The 17866-nt window shown below is 27.6% G+C and carries 14 protein-coding genes; 3 read left to right on the top strand and 11 right to left on the bottom strand.

Annotation, left to right across the window (positions count from 1 at the left end; all coding sequences use genetic code 4):
- Positions 1–198 precede the first annotated feature (198 nt).
- From pyk to ACD762_RS05455, 5 genes are all read right to left on the bottom strand, one after another.
- The gene (gene pyk / locus ACD762_RS05435) at positions 199–1614 is read right to left on the bottom strand and encodes a pyruvate kinase (protein WP_423362976.1); all 1416 of its coding nucleotides are present in this window, start codon (positions 1612–1614) and stop codon (positions 199–201) included.
- Positions 1615–1680: 66 nt separating this feature from the next.
- A complete protein-coding gene (locus ACD762_RS05440; RefSeq protein WP_423362977.1) occupies positions 1681–4005 on the bottom strand; it encodes an MSCRAMM family protein in 2325 nt (774 codons plus the stop codon).
- A 259-nt stretch (positions 4006–4264) separates the two neighbouring features.
- Positions 4265–6904 (bottom strand): heavy metal translocating P-type ATPase, encoded by a 2640-nt coding sequence (locus tag ACD762_RS05445; RefSeq protein WP_423362978.1) that lies wholly within the window; start codon positions 6902–6904, stop codon positions 4265–4267.
- A gap of 12 nt (positions 6905–6916) precedes the next feature.
- Entirely contained in the window at positions 6917–7264 is a 348-nt protein-coding gene (locus ACD762_RS05450) for an ArsR/SmtB family transcription factor (protein ID WP_423362979.1), read from the bottom strand.
- A gap of 114 nt (positions 7265–7378) precedes the next feature.
- Entirely contained in the window at positions 7379–8170 is a 792-nt protein-coding gene (locus tag ACD762_RS05455; protein ID WP_423362980.1) for an HAD family hydrolase, read from the bottom strand.
- 281 nt (positions 8171–8451) lie between these two features.
- On the opposite strand from ACD762_RS05455, the gene ACD762_RS05460 reads away from it, so the two are divergent.
- Entirely contained in the window at positions 8452–10125 is a 1674-nt protein-coding gene (locus ACD762_RS05460) for a ribonuclease J (RefSeq protein ID WP_423362981.1), read from the top strand.
- 81 nt (positions 10126–10206) lie between these two features.
- Here ACD762_RS05460 and ACD762_RS05465 read toward each other — a convergent pair whose 3' ends face one another.
- The 5 genes from ACD762_RS05465 to ACD762_RS05485 form a co-directional block, all read right to left on the bottom strand.
- A complete protein-coding gene (locus tag ACD762_RS05465) occupies positions 10207–11067 on the bottom strand; it encodes a DUF1963 domain-containing protein (protein WP_423362983.1) in 861 nt (286 codons plus the stop codon).
- Positions 11068–11159: 92 nt separating this feature from the next.
- Positions 11160–12182, bottom strand: coding sequence for a BMP family lipoprotein (locus ACD762_RS05470; protein WP_423362984.1), 1023 nt, complete (start codon positions 12180–12182; stop codon positions 11160–11162).
- A 128-nt stretch (positions 12183–12310) separates the two neighbouring features.
- Entirely contained in the window at positions 12311–13297 is a 987-nt protein-coding gene (locus ACD762_RS05475; protein ID WP_423362985.1) for an NAD(P)/FAD-dependent oxidoreductase, read from the bottom strand.
- 52 nt (positions 13298–13349) lie between these two features.
- Positions 13350–13616 carry a 30S ribosomal protein S15 gene (gene rpsO / locus ACD762_RS05480; protein ID WP_423362986.1) on the bottom strand — a complete coding sequence of 89 codons (267 nt, stop codon included), beginning with the start codon at positions 13614–13616 and terminating at the stop codon, positions 13350–13352.
- Between the two features lie 121 nt (positions 13617–13737).
- On the bottom strand, positions 13738–15216 hold the full coding sequence (locus ACD762_RS05485; protein ID WP_423362987.1) for a potassium/proton antiporter: 1479 nt from the start codon (positions 15214–15216) through the stop codon (positions 13738–13740).
- 206 nt (positions 15217–15422) lie between these two features.
- Here ACD762_RS05485 and ACD762_RS05490 point away from each other — a divergent pair, with 206 nt between their 5' ends.
- Together ACD762_RS05490 and ACD762_RS05495 are read left to right on the top strand one after the other, a co-directional pair.
- Positions 15423–16124, top strand: coding sequence for a pirin family protein (locus ACD762_RS05490; RefSeq protein ID WP_423362988.1), 702 nt, complete (start codon positions 15423–15425; stop codon positions 16122–16124).
- 96 nt (positions 16125–16220) lie between these two features.
- Entirely contained in the window at positions 16221–16952 is a 732-nt protein-coding gene (locus ACD762_RS05495) for a pirin family protein (protein WP_423362989.1), read from the top strand.
- A 117-nt stretch (positions 16953–17069) separates the two neighbouring features.
- Here the strand turns inward: ACD762_RS05495 and ACD762_RS05500 are convergent, their stop codons facing one another.
- Complete coding sequence (locus tag ACD762_RS05500; protein ID WP_423362990.1) at positions 17070–17780, bottom strand: YebC/PmpR family DNA-binding transcriptional regulator; 711 nt, start codon at positions 17778–17780, stop codon at positions 17070–17072.
- Positions 17781–17866 lie beyond the last annotated feature (86 nt).

A 17866-nucleotide genomic window follows, 5' to 3' on the forward strand; every position in this document is an offset into this window, starting at 1 on the left:
TTGTAACGTAAAAGTTTCCGGCTCACTTTTTCAAGGGCTGCTTGCAAGTAGTAATTGTTAACTGGTTCAATGCTTGGCTTACACCATTTCCAAACTCGCTGTTTGAGTGCCTTAACAATCTTGTCTTGTTCATTGCATTTGTGATTTTCTCTATTCTAGCACCATAAATTAATTATTGCAAGTAATATTCACAAAATATTAATTTATTTGCATTATTTTTAAGAAATTTGTAATTGGAGTTCCATCTGGATGACCACCTGTGATTATAACATAATCACCAATTTGTAACCCAACACTTTTAGCTTTTTCATTTACAATTCCATATTTTGATTCTAAACTTGTGTATGCACCTTTAGCAACACCATATACTCCCCAATTAAGTGCTAAATTATATAATGTTTGATCATGATGTGATAATGCATAGATTGGACAAATTGGTCTGTATTTAGATATTTGTCTTGCTGTTGAACCTGAATCTGTAAATGTAAAAATCCCTTTTGCACCAATTTTGGCAGCTAATTCTACAGCACTAATTCCAATTCCATCATATGGATTAACTTCAATATCTCCAATACTATTTTCAACAAATCGAGAACGATCTAGTAATGCTATTTCACTTTTTTCAGCTATTTTTGCCATTGCTTGAACTGCCTGAACTGGATATTCTCCTTTTGCTGTTTCTCCAGAAAGCATTACAGCATCAGCTCCATCACTAATTGCTCTAGCAACATCTCCAACCTCAGCTCTTGTTGGTCTTGGATTTCTTTCCATTGAATCTAACATTTGTGTTGCTATAACAACAATTTTACCTTTGTTATTACATTTTTCACAAATCATACGTTGTGCAACTGGAACATCTTCCATTGGTATTTCTGTTCCTAAATCTCCACGTGCTACCATTATTCCATCTGCAGCATCGATAATATCATCAATATTATCAACACCCTCTTGGTTTTCTATCTTACAAATAATTTGTATATCTTTTCTACCACATGCATCTGTTATTGCTCTTACTTGTAATACATCTTCTTTTTTTCTTGTGAAACTAGCTGCAATAAAACTTGCACCATTATTACAAGCAAATTCAATATCTGCTTTATCTTTCTCTGAAATATATTCCATATCTAAAGATTTGTTTGGAACATTTACACCTTTTTTAGATGAAATATTTCCAGAGTTTAAAACTTTTACAGTAATTTTTTCTTCATCTGTTGCCATTACTTCTAATTCAATTAAACCATCATCAATTAAAATTCTGTCTCCTGGTACTACTTCTTTATATAAGTCTGAGTATGTAATTGAAAACTTTTTATTATCTCCTTCAATTTCATGCATATATATCTCAACTATTTCACCAGTAGTTAAGACTGCTTTATTATCTTTTATCATATGCGTTCTAATTTCAGGGCCTTTAGTATCTGCAAGCCAAGCTACATATTTTTTCTTTTCTTCATTAATTTCTTTTACCATTTTAAGAATCGGTATAGCTGTTTCTCCTGTAGCATGTGAGAAGTTGATTCGTACAACATTTAATCCACTGTCAACAAGTGCTGCTATTTTTTCCTTTGTGTTTGTAGCTGGACCCATTGTTGCAATAATTTTAGAATTTTTCATTTAGTAAAACTCTCCTTTGTTTCAATTTATTGTCTTAGTATAGCACAAAAAAAATTAAATAAAATCTTAAAAGCAACGAAATATTCGTTTAAAAAGTGTATAAGTAAGACTTATTAAAATGAAAGCGTAACCAAAAAGCGCTTTCTTTGTTTTAGTCCCTGTTTCTAGGATTTTCAACTGTTTGTTAGTATAAGTTTTCTCAATAGGTTTGTTTTCAATACAGATTTTTTCTTCTTTTTCTTCTAAAAAATATCCTACTGCTGCTTTAGTTTCTTTGACTACAAAGCACTCTTGTTCAAGCTTTAATTGAATCATCCCATTTTCATCTGTATTATGAATTGATTCCTTTTTCTTTTTATCAATAATTGTAAACTGCGTATTAGGTATTGGCTTATTATTATCAAAATCTACCTTTTTTAATATTAGATTTGCATCGGTAATTTTACTATTTAAAAATTTAATATTATTATCATTTTCAAGACAGACTTCTTGCGTATTATTTTCATTAAGTAAGTAATTTGGTGGTGGTGTTATTTCACTTACACTAAAACAATCATTTTTCAAAGCTTCTATTATTATTTTACCCTGTTTATCACTTTTTAGTATTTGTTCATTTTGATGCTTATCAATAACTTTAAAAACAGCATTTTCTAAACCAACTTCAGTTTCTATGTCTAATTTATTTATTACTAATATATGTTTTTGATAATAATTTATTATATCTTCTAGAGCTATTATTTGTTGATGTTTCTCAATATTTATTGGGTATTTGTTATTGTTGCTTATGTATATTGGATTTTGATTGCTCTCTTGTAGATAATATTTTCCAAGTAATAAATTATCAACTTCAATGACTCCATTTTTATCAGTATAATATTTAGCAATTAAAATATCTTCACTATTAAATAAACTAAATTCAATATTATTAAGCAGTGTGTTATGTTCATCTTTTTTTATTAGTTTAAACCCCCCTTGTTCTAAAACATTTACTATTGGCTTATCATTGTTTATTTGAACAATTTTATCTTTTAAGACTTCAACTTCATAAACAGTATCATCTAAAAGATAATTTTCTAAAGTTTTTATTTCCTTTACTTGATAAATACCTGTTCTTAACTTTTGTGATATTGCTATTCCTTCTTCATTAGTAGTCAAAGTCTGAATTAGCTTTGTATCTTGATATATTTCATATTTTACTTTTGCTAATGGTTCTGGTTTAGGTTCAAGTTTTTCTTGTTCCTGTTTATTATATTGACTTTTTTGTAAGTTAAATTCATTTTTTTCGTTCAAAAAGCCATATTTTGATTGCTTTTGTCCATACTTAACTACTTTTATTAATCCTTTATAAAATTGATTTACTATAGGTTTATTCTCATTTATATAAACTGTTTCATTTATTTTTATATTAACTGTATATTCCGTTGTATCTAAATAATGATTAGTTGGAGCTTTAATTTCTTTAATAATATATGTATTTTGATCAAGTAATTTTGATTCAAAATAGCCTTCTTTATTACTGATCATAGTATCAATTAAAGCATTGTTTAAATAGACACCAAAGTGAGCATTTTCTAATTTTTCTTCACTTTCATTTATTTTGTAACCTGCAATTTTACCTTGTCCTTTCTGGGTGGTGAATGTTACATTATTTGTTAATACATTTTCATAATTTACTAAAACATAATCTTGTAATACATTATGTAAATAAACAAAAGTATAGTCTTTATCTAGTTCATTATGTTTCATTAAATTCAAATTAGTTGTGATATTTTTATTATTATTTATTGGATTTTCTATTCTAATACTGTTATTTGTTTTAGTAATTTTTAATCCACTTTGATTTTGAAAATTACTTAGATTAGTTATAACCCAGTCTTTTAAGTTTGAATCATTTAAGACTAAATTACTACCTGCTCTAATATTATAAGTTTTATTTGAAAATTCTAAGTTTTTATTAAATTCATTTACTCTATTATTTATATTATTTCGATGTGATGTAAGATTGATTGTGAATCGATACTGTTTATTACTTATTTCATCCCATATTAATTCTTGGGCAGCATAATATATTCGTATATAATTTGAATTATTATTAGCCTTTGCTTCATTATATAGCTTTGTAGCACTTAATCCTATTACTTCTATACGTCTTTTTTTAGCATTAGATATACCACTGTAATTACTAGCAAAGTTTCTTCTTGAATAACTACTAGTACCTGCATTTAATCCTGGTTGTATACAAAAGGCTAGTTTGTTATTTATAACTATTCTTTTAATACTCCAACCATTTGTTGTTTTAAAACCATCATCTGTAGTTTTAATTGATGCTTGAATTTTACTGCCTGTTATTAAATAAAATAACAAGAGTATTAGCATTGTAAGCTTTTTCATATTATCACCTCACTTGTCTTTTACATTTAAATTATATTTACCTAAAAAATTTTTATTTTTTTTTGAATTTTTATAAAAGCATTAGTAGATATTTTAATTTTTTATAATTATGAGTGATAATACTAATAGTGATGTCTATTTTTAAAAAATAATATTTTGAAAATCAAAAAAGAAGCGAATAAACTCGCTTCTTCAAAAGTCTAACTTTTGGGGTGCATTACAATATTAAGGTATTATTTTATATTTTTCTATAACTTGTTTAAATACTCATTCTTTTTAATCTTAAAGAGTTAAGTAATACAGAAATTGAAGAAAAGCTCATTGCTCCAGCTGCTAGCATTGGATTAAGTAATGGTCCACCAAAAAGGTGTAGTAATCCCATTGCAATTGGAATACAAATTATGTTGTAACAAAAAGCCCAAAATAGATTTTGCTTGATATTTTTAATTGTATTTTTTGATAGTTTTATTGCTTTTACTACATCTAGTAAATCATTTTTTACTAGGATAATATCTCCAGATTCTAAAGTTACATCACTACCTGATCCTATAGCGATTCCAACATCTGCTTGAACTAAGGCTGGAGCATCGTTAATACCATCTCCTACCATAGCTACTATTTTACCTTCTTTTTGTAATTGTTTTACTTTATTTATTTTATCTTCTGGTAAAACTGATGCTATAACATTATCTATATTGGCAGATGAAGCTATTGCTTTAGCTGTTGCTTCATTATCACCTGTAATCATATAAATATCTAAATTCATTGCTTTTAGCTTTTCAATAGCTTTTGCAGAAGACTCTTTTATAGGATCTTTTATACCTATCATTGCTACTATTTCATTATCAATCTTTACATACATTATAGTCATTGCTTGATCTGCAAGTTTTTTGTAAGTATCTTTAATTTTAGTATCTTCTATATCACCTACTAGTTTTTCATTACCTATTTCTACTAAGCTGCCATTTATTGTAGCAAAGACACCTTTACCAATCGTATTTACAAAATTTTCAAGGTTTTGTGCTTTAGCATTTTGATCATTTGTATATTTAGAAATGGCTTTTGCTAAAACATGTTCACTTTGCATTTCTAATGTATATACTTTATCTAAAATGTCTTTTTGATTTTCCTTGGTAAAAAAGATAAATTCTTCAACTTGTGGCATTCCTTTGGTAATAGTTCCTGTCTTATCAAAAATTATTGTATCAACTTGATGTGTATGTTCTAATGCTTCACCACTCTTAATTAATATACCTTCACTTGCTCCTTTTCCAGTACCAACCATAATTGCTGTTGGTGTTGCTAATCCAAGTGCACAAGGACAAGCAATAATTAATACTGCTGTTACTACTGTTAATGAGAAGTTTAGTGTTTCGTGTCCTAAAAAGTACCAACCTAAACCTGATACGATTGCCAAAACAATTACTATTGGTACAAATACACCACTTACTTTATCAGCTAATCTTGCAATTGGTGCTTTTGTTGATTGAGCATTTTCTACAAGTTTTATTATTTGTGCTAGTGTTGAATTTTCAACTGTTTTAGTTGCTTTTACTTCTAAATAACCATTTTGATTGATTGTTCCTGATAATACTTTATCGTTTAGTAATTTATCAACAGGCATACTTTCACCACTAACCATTGATTCATCAATACTTCCTTCACCTTTTATAACAATTCCATCTACTGGAATTGACATACCAGGTTTTATTATTAATATATCATCTAGTTCTATATCATCTACATCTACTTCAATTGGTTGATTATCTTTTAAAATAATAGCTTTTTTAGGACTAAGATCTATTAATTTTTTTAAAGCATCATTAGTTGCTACTTTACTACGACTTTCTAAATATTTACCTAATAATATTAAGGCAACAATCATAGCTGCTGATTCATAATATAATTGATGTACATATCCATGATTTCCTATTGCTATTTCATAGGTAGCATATAAGCTATAACCTAAAGCTACACTTGTACTAAGGGCAACTAGACTATCCATGTTAGGTACATGGTGTAATAATGCTTTGTAACCAACTTTATAAAAATTTCTACCTGCATATAAAGCTATCATTGTAAAAAATAATTGTAATAGAGCAAAATTCAAAGCATTATGTTCAGGATTAATTATATTTGGTAATGTTATATTAAACATATGTCCCATTGAAAAGAACATTAATATTATTGTTGCACCTAGTGCTAAAATAACTTTCTTTTTTAAGGTTTGACGTTCTTTTTTAGAGTTGTCTTCTTTTTCTTCTACTGTTACATTATTAGCAGTATATCCTAATGCTGTAACTGCATTTTTTATATCTCTTTTTTTAACTAATTCTTCATTATAAATAACATTCATTGTTTCTGTTGCTAAATTAACATTAACTTCTTTAACTCCTGTTAATTTAGCTACATTTTTCTCTATTGCTGCTGCGCATGATGAACAAGTCATACCTTGAATATTAGCAGTATAAACACTATCTGATGATGCTATTTCATAACCAATTTTAGTTACTGAATCTTTTATTTGTTGTGGTGTTACTAATACTTCATTGTATAAAACACTCACTTTTTTACTTACTAAATTAACATTGACATCATTTACACCAGCTAAATTACTCAATTCTTTATTAATAGCTGCACTACAACTTGAGCATGTCATATTATTTACGATAAATTCTAATTTTTTATAATTATTAACAACAGCTTGATAACCTGTGTTATTTACTATCTGATAAATATCTTCTATCTTTAAAATATTTTGATCATAATCAACTAGTGCACTATTATTATTTAAATTAACTACAGCACTGTTGATTCCTTTTGTTTGATTTAATTTTTTTTCTAAAGTTGCACTACATGATGCACAACTCATTCCTTCTACTTTAATTATATCTTTCATTATTTTTCTCCCTTAAAAACGACATTCACAGTTATCTTGACAACCGCAGTTTTCTATTGATTTAGCATATTCTAAATCTTCTAAGTATATTTTATTACTTTGTAGTTTTCTTATATACTCAAAGATATCTGGATATTTGTTGATGCACTGCTCATTAATAGAATAATATCTATTATTCTTTTTTGCTCTTATACTAACAATGCCTTCTTCATTTAATGTTTTTAATATTTTTGATGTATTTGCCTGTTTTAATTTTAAACCTAAAGATATATGTGACATACATAACTCTCTATTTAAAAGTAAAACAACTACTCTTAATCTATTCTCATCCCCAAGTAATTTAAAGATTTGGCTTTCCATTGTATCACCTCGTATCTATATTACCACACAGTAAAATAGAATGCAAGTATTACTGCTTAGTAATATAGATAAATTATAAAAAAATCTTAATACATTAATATTAAGATCAATTTATTATATTAAATTTGTTTTTTGTAATGCTGTTAAAACACCATCTTCTTGAACATCATCTGTTATATAATCAGCATGTTCTTTAACATAATCAGTAGCATTTTTCATAGCAACACCAAAACCTACATATTCTAGCATTTCTACATCATTAGCTCCGTCTCCAAAAGCGATGGCATTATCTTTATCAATTTCTAGTTGTTTTAATAATATTTTTATACCATGTATTTTTACGCCATTATCTGGTGTAAATTCAAAAACATCACTTGACCAATATGTTATAACTGAATTTTTTAGTTTGTTTACAAAGTATTTTCGATATGTTAATGGTTCATAAATAACAGCATGATCAACATTTCTATCAAAATCATTTCCTATTTGAGTAACTGTTGGGCATTCAAAACCTACAGATTCACATGAAATATTTAATAAATCGTTTTTCTTAGTTACTATATTAGTATTATCTCCTACTAAGTTTAATGTTAAATTATGTTTTTTTGCAATCTTTATTATTGTTTTTACATCTTCTTTATCTAAAAAGTTACGATATACTAATTTTCTCTTTTCATAAATTGATTGTCCATTACTTGTTATTAAATAATCAAAATCAATTTCATCAATATAACTATTTACTTGATTTAACATTTCATATGGTCTACCTGTTGCAATACAAAGTATTACACCATTTTCTTTTAGCTTTTTCAAACCTTCTATTACTTCTTTTGAAACTATTTTTCTTGAATGGTCAAAAAGTGTTCCATCCATATCAAAAAATGCTATTTTAATTTTATTTATCATTTTATCACCCTGACACTAATTATAGCATATCTATTTTATTAATTATATGTAATAATATGTTCATATATATAATGTTATATAATGTATAATCGCTTAATAGTATAAAAGTGTCTAATTTTATTTAGATAATTCATATATGTTATTCTTTTCTACTATATATGTATTAACTTTAATAAATATAACAAATGTGATATAATTACATAGTCATATTTATATACTATAAAAGATTGATAATAAAAAATGAAAGGAGGGTATGATAGATTGCTATCATACATTCATAGATGAAAAAACGTAAAAATGATACAGCAATATTTTGTCTTGGTGGTTTAGGTGAAGTTGGTAAAAATTCATACTGCATCGAACACGAGGATTCAATCGTTTTGGTTGATGCTGGTGTCAAGTTTGCTGGGGATAATGCCTTACCTGGGATTGATTATGTAATTCCTGATTATTCGTATTTAAAGGAAAATAATGATAAGTTTAAAGCACTAATTATCACTCATGGACATGAGGACCATATTGGTGGAATAACATTCCTTCTCCAAATACTTGATATTAAAGAAATATACGCTCCGCCATTAGCGGCAGCTTTAATTAGAAAAAAATTAAGTGAGAAAAAACAGAATATTAAAATAATTGAGTTTACTAGTGACTCTCAATATAAGTTTGGAAAGATAAAGGTGGATTTTTTCAGACAAAACCACTCAATTCCTGATGCATATGGTGTTGTATTTTCAACTCCAAATGGTCGAATTGTTACAACAGGAGACTTTAAGTTTGATTTAACACCTGTTGGTGATAAAGCCGATATTCAAAAAATGGCTAAAATTGGTAGTGAAGGTGTTGATTTACTTCTTTCAGATAGCACTAACTCTGAAGTTGAAGATTTCACTATGTCAGAAAAGAAAGTATCTGAATCTATCAATAATATTTTTAGAAATACTCCTAATAGACTAATAATTGCAACTTTTGCTTCTAATGTTTCAAGAGTACAACAAATTTTAGAGGCAGCTGATAAGTTCCATCGAAAAGTTATTGTATTTGGTAGAAGTATGGAAAATGTTATTGATGTTGGAAGAGCTAGTGGTATTATCAAGGTTAAAGATAATTTATTTGTTAAGCCTAATATTGGTTTAAAGCTACCCCCTAATCAAACGCTAATTTTATGTACTGGATCTCAAGGTGAACCTCTTGCTGCTTTAAGTAGAATTGCAAATGGTATTCACAAAGTTAAGATTATTCCTAATGATACGGTTGTCTTCTCTAGTTCACCTATCCCTGGAAATCAAATGAGTATTAATCATATTATTAATAAGTTATCTAAAGCTGGTGCTAAAGTTATTACTAAATCAGTTTTAAATAATATCCATACTTCTGGGCATGCTTCTCAAGAAGAACAAAAATTAATGTTTCAATTAATGACTCCAACCTATTTCTTCCCTGTTCATGGTGAATACAGAATGTTAAAAGCTCATGCTAAAACGGCTGAAGAAGTTGGAATTCCTAAAGAAAACATTAGTGTACTATCTAATGGAGATGTTTTATTATTAAATAAACATAAAATCAGATTAGGTGGTCGTGTTCATAGTGATGATATCTATGTTGATGGAAATGATATCTCTGGTTTATCTACTAAAGTTATTCGAGATAGAGTTCACTTAGCTAATAATGGTGTTATTGCTATTATGGTTGCTATTGATTCTAAAGCTAATAAATTAGTAGCAAAACCTCAAGTTATTTCTAGAGGATTCATTTACATGAAAGAAAATACGGAACTAATTAAAGAAACACAACGTCTAGCACATGAGACTATGATTAAGGTTATGAAAACAAAGCCTACTTTTAAAGAAATTAAAGAGGCATTGAAAAATAATGTTGGTCCTTATTTATACCAACAAACAACACGTAACCCAATTATTGTTCCTTTAATTATTAATAAAACGCATTCTAAATAAATATTTATAGACTAAATTAATTTATATTGATTTAGTCTTTTTTTTGTATAAAAAAAATCGACTAGTGTCGATTTAGTATTATTATATTTTATCTATGTCATAAAAATATGAACAAATAACATTATCAAAATTTTTATTTTTTAAATCATTTGGATGGATAAACCATTCAATACTTATTTCATCATCATTATCATAAGCTTCTGTATCAGGATTTAATTGTAGTAATAAAATATAATCTTGATACTTTTTATTAATAAAACGAATATCTTTACCTGGATTTGCTGGATAACCTAGTAACTTGTTTGCATACATTACTTCTTCGACATCTTCATTTTCAAAAATAAATGATAAGTCTCGAATGTAACCATCACTACTAACCACTTTATCATAATCTTCTAATTTATTTTTGAAGGGTTCTAATTGTTTACTTAGTTGTAAAGAGAATGATTTCCATTCTAATGATGATGGATTAACTTCATCTAGTGCTTTTTCAAATATTATTTTGTATTCTTCATCAATCATATGATCATTTTCATCTTCATCTTCTTCTTGTTCAAGATCTGATTCAAAATCATTTATTTCATATTCATCATCAATATCAAAGTCTATTTTCTTTTCATCATATTCTATATTATCTATGTATTTCACTATAAAAGGTTTATCTTCTTTATCATAATTATAGTTATGATTTAAGAAAAATTGAATTAAACCTGTTGAGGGAAATAAATCATTTTTTGGTAGATCTGCAAAGTTTATTTGCAATAAAAATTCGTATGGTTCTCCTTCATCAAGAGTAACTGGATACATATCTTTTTCTAACATATAAGGCATACCACCAAACTTACTTTCCCATATTAGTGGTATATCATTTGATTCTAGTAGTAGAAAAGTCTCTTTACTACTATTTAATTTTTTGTATATCCTCGATATAACATCTTCCATTATTTCATCACCTTTGAATATTATACCATTAGCAATTTGATAGTCAAGCAATAAAAAAGCTAGTCTTATATGACTAGCTTAAAATTAAATTATTATTTTTTAGGACTAACTACGATTTCTCCACTAATAACTTTAGCTTTAAGTTCGTTTACTTTGTCCATAACTGATTTTTCTAAGTTAGGATTTTCATCTGGAAGACCAACACCATCATTTGTTAAATCAAATGTAATTGTTTTTCCACCTTCAAATTTACCTTCTAAAACTGATTTAGAAACATTATATGCAGCAACATCTACTTTTTTAACCATTGAAGTTAAAATTACTGATTTGTCTCCAACTTTTCCATCTTCGTATTGGTCTCTGTCTACACCGATAACCCATACATCTTTGTCAGCTTGTACTAATTCTTTTGCAGCATTGATAACACCGTTTCCTGATTGTCCAGCAGCTTGGAAAATAATATATGCACCTTGATCATACATTTTAGCAGCTATAGTTTTACCAACGTCGGCTTTATCAAAAGCACCAACATATTGAGATAAAACTTTGATGTTTTTGTCTACAGCTTTAACACCTTGAATGTATCCAGCTTCAAAAGCACCGATGATAGGACCTTCAGCTCCACCAACAAAACCAACAGTATCTTTACCAGCTTCTACAGCTTTTTCAGCAGCAGCAACACCAGCTAAGAATGAACCTTGTTCAGCTGAGAATACAGCAGAAACAACATTTTTTTGTTCTACAACAGTATCAACAATTAAATATTTTTGATCTGGATTTTTAGATGCAACATCGTTCATTGAATCTTCAAATAAGTATCCAGCAGCAACTACTAATGCGTTGTCTTTACCTGATACTGATTCTAGATTTGGAACATAATCAGCAGCTGATGCAGATTGGATTGGTGATGCATTACAAGCACCCTCTTTACCTAATTCATCAGCATATCTTTTTAATCCTTCATATGTTGATTGGTTAAATGACTTATCGTCTACTCCACCCGTATCAGTTACGATAACACTTGTCGCTTTACAATCAGCAGTTGATGAACCACCACAAGCAGTTAAACCGATTGCTAAAGCAAAAGCAGTTGCTAAACCTGCAATTTTTTTCATAATGTATATCCTCCTATGAATATATGTATTTTATTTACAATTTTAATATACATTATCTACATTAAAAAATCAATTTTATATTTAAATTTTATCAAGTATTTACATTTAATGAGTTGATATCTTAACAATTATTTGGATGCGCTAACACTAGAGTAAAAAACTTTACCTTTTGAACTTGGATCTACATAGCCTTTTATAGTATTTATTACTACAGGAACCTCTCCAAAACCAACGCTTATTAGCTTAGGTTTACCTTCATAATGGGCTGCATTTCCACATGCATACAATCCTTCAATATTTGTTTCAAATAGTCTATTTGTTTCATATCCAAAGACATTTGAAGCTACTTTTAAACCACCAAAATCGGATACTTTAGAAACATTTCCATAGTTTACTAAGATGATATCTTGTTCAAGTTTAACTTCATTTTTTGTGTCTTTTTCCTGTAGTGTTATTTCTGTATGATTAGCTACTTCATTAACTTCTTCAACTAAATAGTTCATATATTGATTTACATTTGAATTGTTAAGTTTTTCTATACTATCTTCTTTAGCACGATATTCATTTCTTCGATGGACAATGTTTACTTTTTTAGCACTATCTTTTAAGATTAATGCCCAATCTAATGCACTGTCTCCACCACCTAAAATACTTACTGTTTTGTTATCAAAAACAGCTAGATCTTTTACAGTATAAAATATATTTGGTAATTTGTCTTCGTTTTCAATTCCTATTTTTCTTGGAGTAAGAATTCCGCTACCTGTTGTTAAAAGAATTGTTTTTGAATAGTATTCTTTATTATCTTTTCCTGTTATTTTAAAATAATCTTGTTCTTTTTCTATTTTAACAATTTCTTCATTGAATGTTACATCTAATAAGTCTTTACGATTATACTCTATTTGTGATTCTAGTCTAGCTATTACATCTTCAGCTTTAATATTTGTAAACATTGGTAAATCATATATATCTTTTTGTGGATATGAACTGTTTGGTTGTCCACCATACTCTGGCATTGATTCTATTAAATTTACACTCATTACTCTAATTAAACTATATACAGTAGCATACATTCCAATTGGACCTGCACCTATTATACTAACATCTTTTATTTCCATTTTTAATTTCTCCTTTATAAAAAAAAGTTAGGAATTACCCTAACTTTTTTAATTATCTTCTTAATCCTAATGCTTTGATTAATTCACGATATCTAGCTACATCTTTATTTTTTAAGTAAGCAAGAAGATTTCTTCTTTTACCTACTAATTTTAATAATCCACGGTTTGAGTGGAAATCATGTTTGTGCTCTTTAAAGTGAACGTTAAGATTGTTGATTCTTTCAGTAAGAATTGCAATTTGCACCTCTGCACTTCCAGTATCTTTTTCATCTTGACCAAATTGTTTGATTAGTTCTGATTTTTTTTGTTTAGTAATCATTTTTGTTTCTCCTTTAATTTTGAATTTAAGCCTACGACCTAGCAAGTAATATGGAGTTATTAAAGGCCAAGTTCTAGGACATTAATATTATACTAAAATATTAGAACAATAGCAATGTATTTTATATTTGTTCAATCTCTTGTTCAAAATCAATAGAAGTATTTAATTTTCTATTTTCTAATTCTTTTGCAAGTGCAATTAATTTTTTCTGTGGTCCACCTATTAATATTTTATCTCCTAGTAATAATTTTGTATTACCTTTAGGTGTAATAATTTTATTGTTTCTTCTTATCATTATAATTAATACTTCTTCTGGTATATCAAAATCAATAATCTTTTTATTTAAAGCTGGTGATGTTGGTGTAATATCTACTTCTAGTAACTGAGCTGAAATTGTTCCATCTTCTGCATAGAAGTTTGTTAAGTTATTGACATCATCACTTACTAAATCTAATTTTTTAGCTAATGGCACAAATAGTGTACCTTGAAAAACGACTGATAGTAGTGCTACAACAAATACAACATTAAAGTACCAATCAGCATTATCTAAGTTTGCAGTTAAAGTGTATGTTGCAAATACGATAGAGGCAGCACCTCTAAATCCTGCCCAGGATATTAGTATTTTTTGCTTAAAGTCATATCTTTTAAAGAAATGTAAGATTAGAAATACTACAATTGGTCTTACAACAAAAAACATAAAGAAAGCTACTATTACCCCATCTAATAGATGTTCTTTCATAGTACTTGGAAATGATAACAATCCTAGAGTTATAAACAGTAATATTTGCATTAACCAAGTTAATCCATCAAAGTATTTAATCATTGAAAAACGGTGTACAATTCTTGAATTACCTATTACAATACCGGTAAAGTAAACAGCTAAAAAGCCATTACCCCCAAGTGCACTTGTAATTGAATAAGATAATAAAGCAATTGATATTAACAAAATAGAATACAAACCATCTATTTCTAAGTTAATCTTATTGATTAAATAAACTCCAAGTTTACCTATGCCTAATCCAAGTATTATTGCTACTACTATTTGAACTATTAAAGTTAAAAAGATATTTTGTGACTTAGCTAGTTCTATAGCAATAAAAATAGTTGTTAACATATAAGCAGTCGGGTCATTTGATCCACTTTCTATTTCTAATAAGTAATTTAAATTATTTTTCAAATTTAAATTGTGTGAATTTAAAATAGAAAATATACTAGCAGCATCTGTTGAACCAAGGATTGATCCTAATATTAATCCTTGAACTAAAGTTAATCCAAAAATAATATGAATTAAATACCCTAGAAATAATGCTGTTAATGCTACACCTAAACTAGCAAGTACTCCTGCTGGTAAAGCTGTTGATTTAGCTTTTTTCCAGTCTAGTCCAAATCCACCATAAAACATTATAAAAACTAAAGCAACATTACAAATTTGTTCTGCTAAATCTGCATTATCAAAGTATATTAAACCTGAAATATCACTTCCTAAAAACATACCTAATCCTAAAAACAATACAAGTGTAGGCATTCCAAATTTATACATTACTTTACTTGAAACACAACAAAACAATAATACCAAACCTATTCCTAATAATATATTCATTTAATACCTCCTTATATAATTATAACAAATATAGTTAATGCTATAAAACATAAAGGCAATATATCTATTAAAATACTTTTAAAGACATTAACTATACACAAACAATGATTTATATTATCTTTTTGTGTACTTTGAGTCTAATATATATTATATACAATTGAATAGTGCTATTATTAATCTATAAAATAAAAAAAGGAGAAATTTAAATGATTAAAAAAATTGAGTATAATAATTTAGGAAGAAACACACAACCATCTTGGCTAAATTCACATTTTCATTTTAGCTTTGCAGAGTATTATAATCCACAAAATATCAACTTTGGTGCATTAAGAGTTGTTAATGATGATTTAGTACAACCTGGGCGTGGCTTTACTCCTCACCCTCATCAAAATATGGAAATTGTCTCATATGTAATTGAAGGGGAACTTTCTCATGCTGATAGTATGGGAAATAAACATACTTTAGTTCGTGGTAATGTACAATACATGAGTGCTGGTACTGGTGTTGTTCACAGCGAAATGAATGATAGTGATAAAATATTGCGTTTTTTCCAAATATGGATTTTACCTGATGCTGATTCACACACACCTAATTATGGTGATTATCGATTTACTTATGAAGATCGTCATAACAAACTATTACAAATGGTATCTTCAAAAAGTGGTGATGCACCAATAAAAATAAACCAAGACATGAATATTTATAACTCTGAATTAGATAAGGATAATACATTAAGCTTTAATATTGGCAAAGATCGTCAAGCTTATATTGTTAATGCTGAAGGTTCTATCAAAGTTAATGATGTTGTCTTAAATCATGGTGATGCTGCAGAAATAGTTGAAGAAAATATTGAAATTAAAGCAGAAGAAAATTCATTATTTGTAATATTAGAAATGGCAAAAGCTTAATATAATCTTAAAACCACTTGTAAAAGTGGTTTTGTTATGCAAATCATTCTATAATTATTTTGTTATTTAGTATAATTCAATTAAGAGGTGATATATATGATAACGATACATACAAAAGAAAAATTCAAAAAAAATAAAGCACCTTTTTGGTTAGATACTTATTACCATTTTAGTTTTGCTGATTACTATGCACCTAATAAAATGAATTATGGTGTATTACAAGCTTTAAATGATGATTTAATTCTACCGATGAAAGGTTTTGATGCCCATGCTCATAAAAATATTGAAATACTAAGTTATGTTGTTAGTGGAACTTTAACTCATATTGATAATTTAAAAAATAAAACGGTTTTAAAGGCAGGATCATTACAATTTATCCATGCTGGGACTGGTATTATGCACAGTGAAAGAAACAAACAAGATACTCCTTTACAGATGATTACTATGTTTGTTACTCCTAAACATAAAAATACTATTCCAAAGTATGATGCTATTAGTTTTACTAAGGAAGAAAGACATAATAATTTATTACATATGGTTGGTAGTGCTAAAAATGCTTTTATTAAAATTGATCAAGACATAAATTTATATGTTTGTGAAAGTGAGAAGAATAAAGAGTATAATTTAGAAATCAAACATAATAGACAAGCTTACATAGTATGTTTAAGTGGTGAAATATTACTAAACAATAAGATTATGTTTGAACATGATGCTGCTAGTGTTATTAGAGAAAATCTTGTTATTCAATCAACTTCTAATTGTTCATTTTTAATTATTGAGATGTTACAAGATATTGATATTAGAAACCTAAATAAATTTTTTAATTAATATATAACTATACTAAAACATTTTAAATAGATAATAATTATATTTGATAAATACAACCTAGATTTAATCATAAAATAGTAGTTAAAATAATAAAAAGCCCTTTATTAGGGCCTTTTTCTATAAATCTATATTGTGATATACTTCTTGTACATCTTCTAGATCTTCTAAAGTATCTATTAATTTTTCAAATCCTTCAGCAGCTTCTTCATCTAATGCTATTAAATCATTTGCAAGCATTGTAATTTCAGCAACTTCAAACTCTTCAATACCTGTAGCTTTTAAAGCTTCTTGTATTTCATGAAATGCTTCTGAATTTCCATAAATCATAGTTTTTCCATCTTCGTTTTCAACATCATTCACATCAACTTCAGCTTCTAATAATTTTTCTAAAAGTTCATCTGCATCAGTTTCAGGTACGCCAAATACAGCTGTAGGACTAAACATAAATGATACTGAACCATTTACTCCTAAATTTCCATCTGCTTTTTTGAAAGCAGATCTTACTTCAGCAACTGTTCTATTAACATTGTCTGTTAATGTATCTACTATAATAGCAGAACCACTTGGACCATATCCTTCATATCTAATATCTGTATAAGATTCATCAACACCAGATTTAGCTTTTGTTATTGCTCTATCTATAATTTCTCTTGGCACTTTATAAGTTTTAGCTTTATCTAATACTTGTCTTAAATTACGATTACTTTCTGGATCTGGATCTGGTTTTGCTGCCATATATATTTCTTTTCCAAACTTTGCATAGATTTTAGATCTATTAGCATCCTTTGCAGCTTTTGCATATTTAATGTTATTCCATTTTCTACCCATATTATATTTCAACTCTTTCTTATTTTTTTCATATACTATAATTTTATTATAATTTTATGTTTAATACAAGTTAGTTAAATATCTTA

The sequence above is a fragment of the Mycoplasma sp. P36-A1 genome (assembly GCF_049478495.1).
In the GTDB taxonomy this organism is placed as follows: domain Bacteria; phylum Bacillota_I; class Bacilli_A; order JAJDGJ01; family JAJDGJ01; genus P36-A1.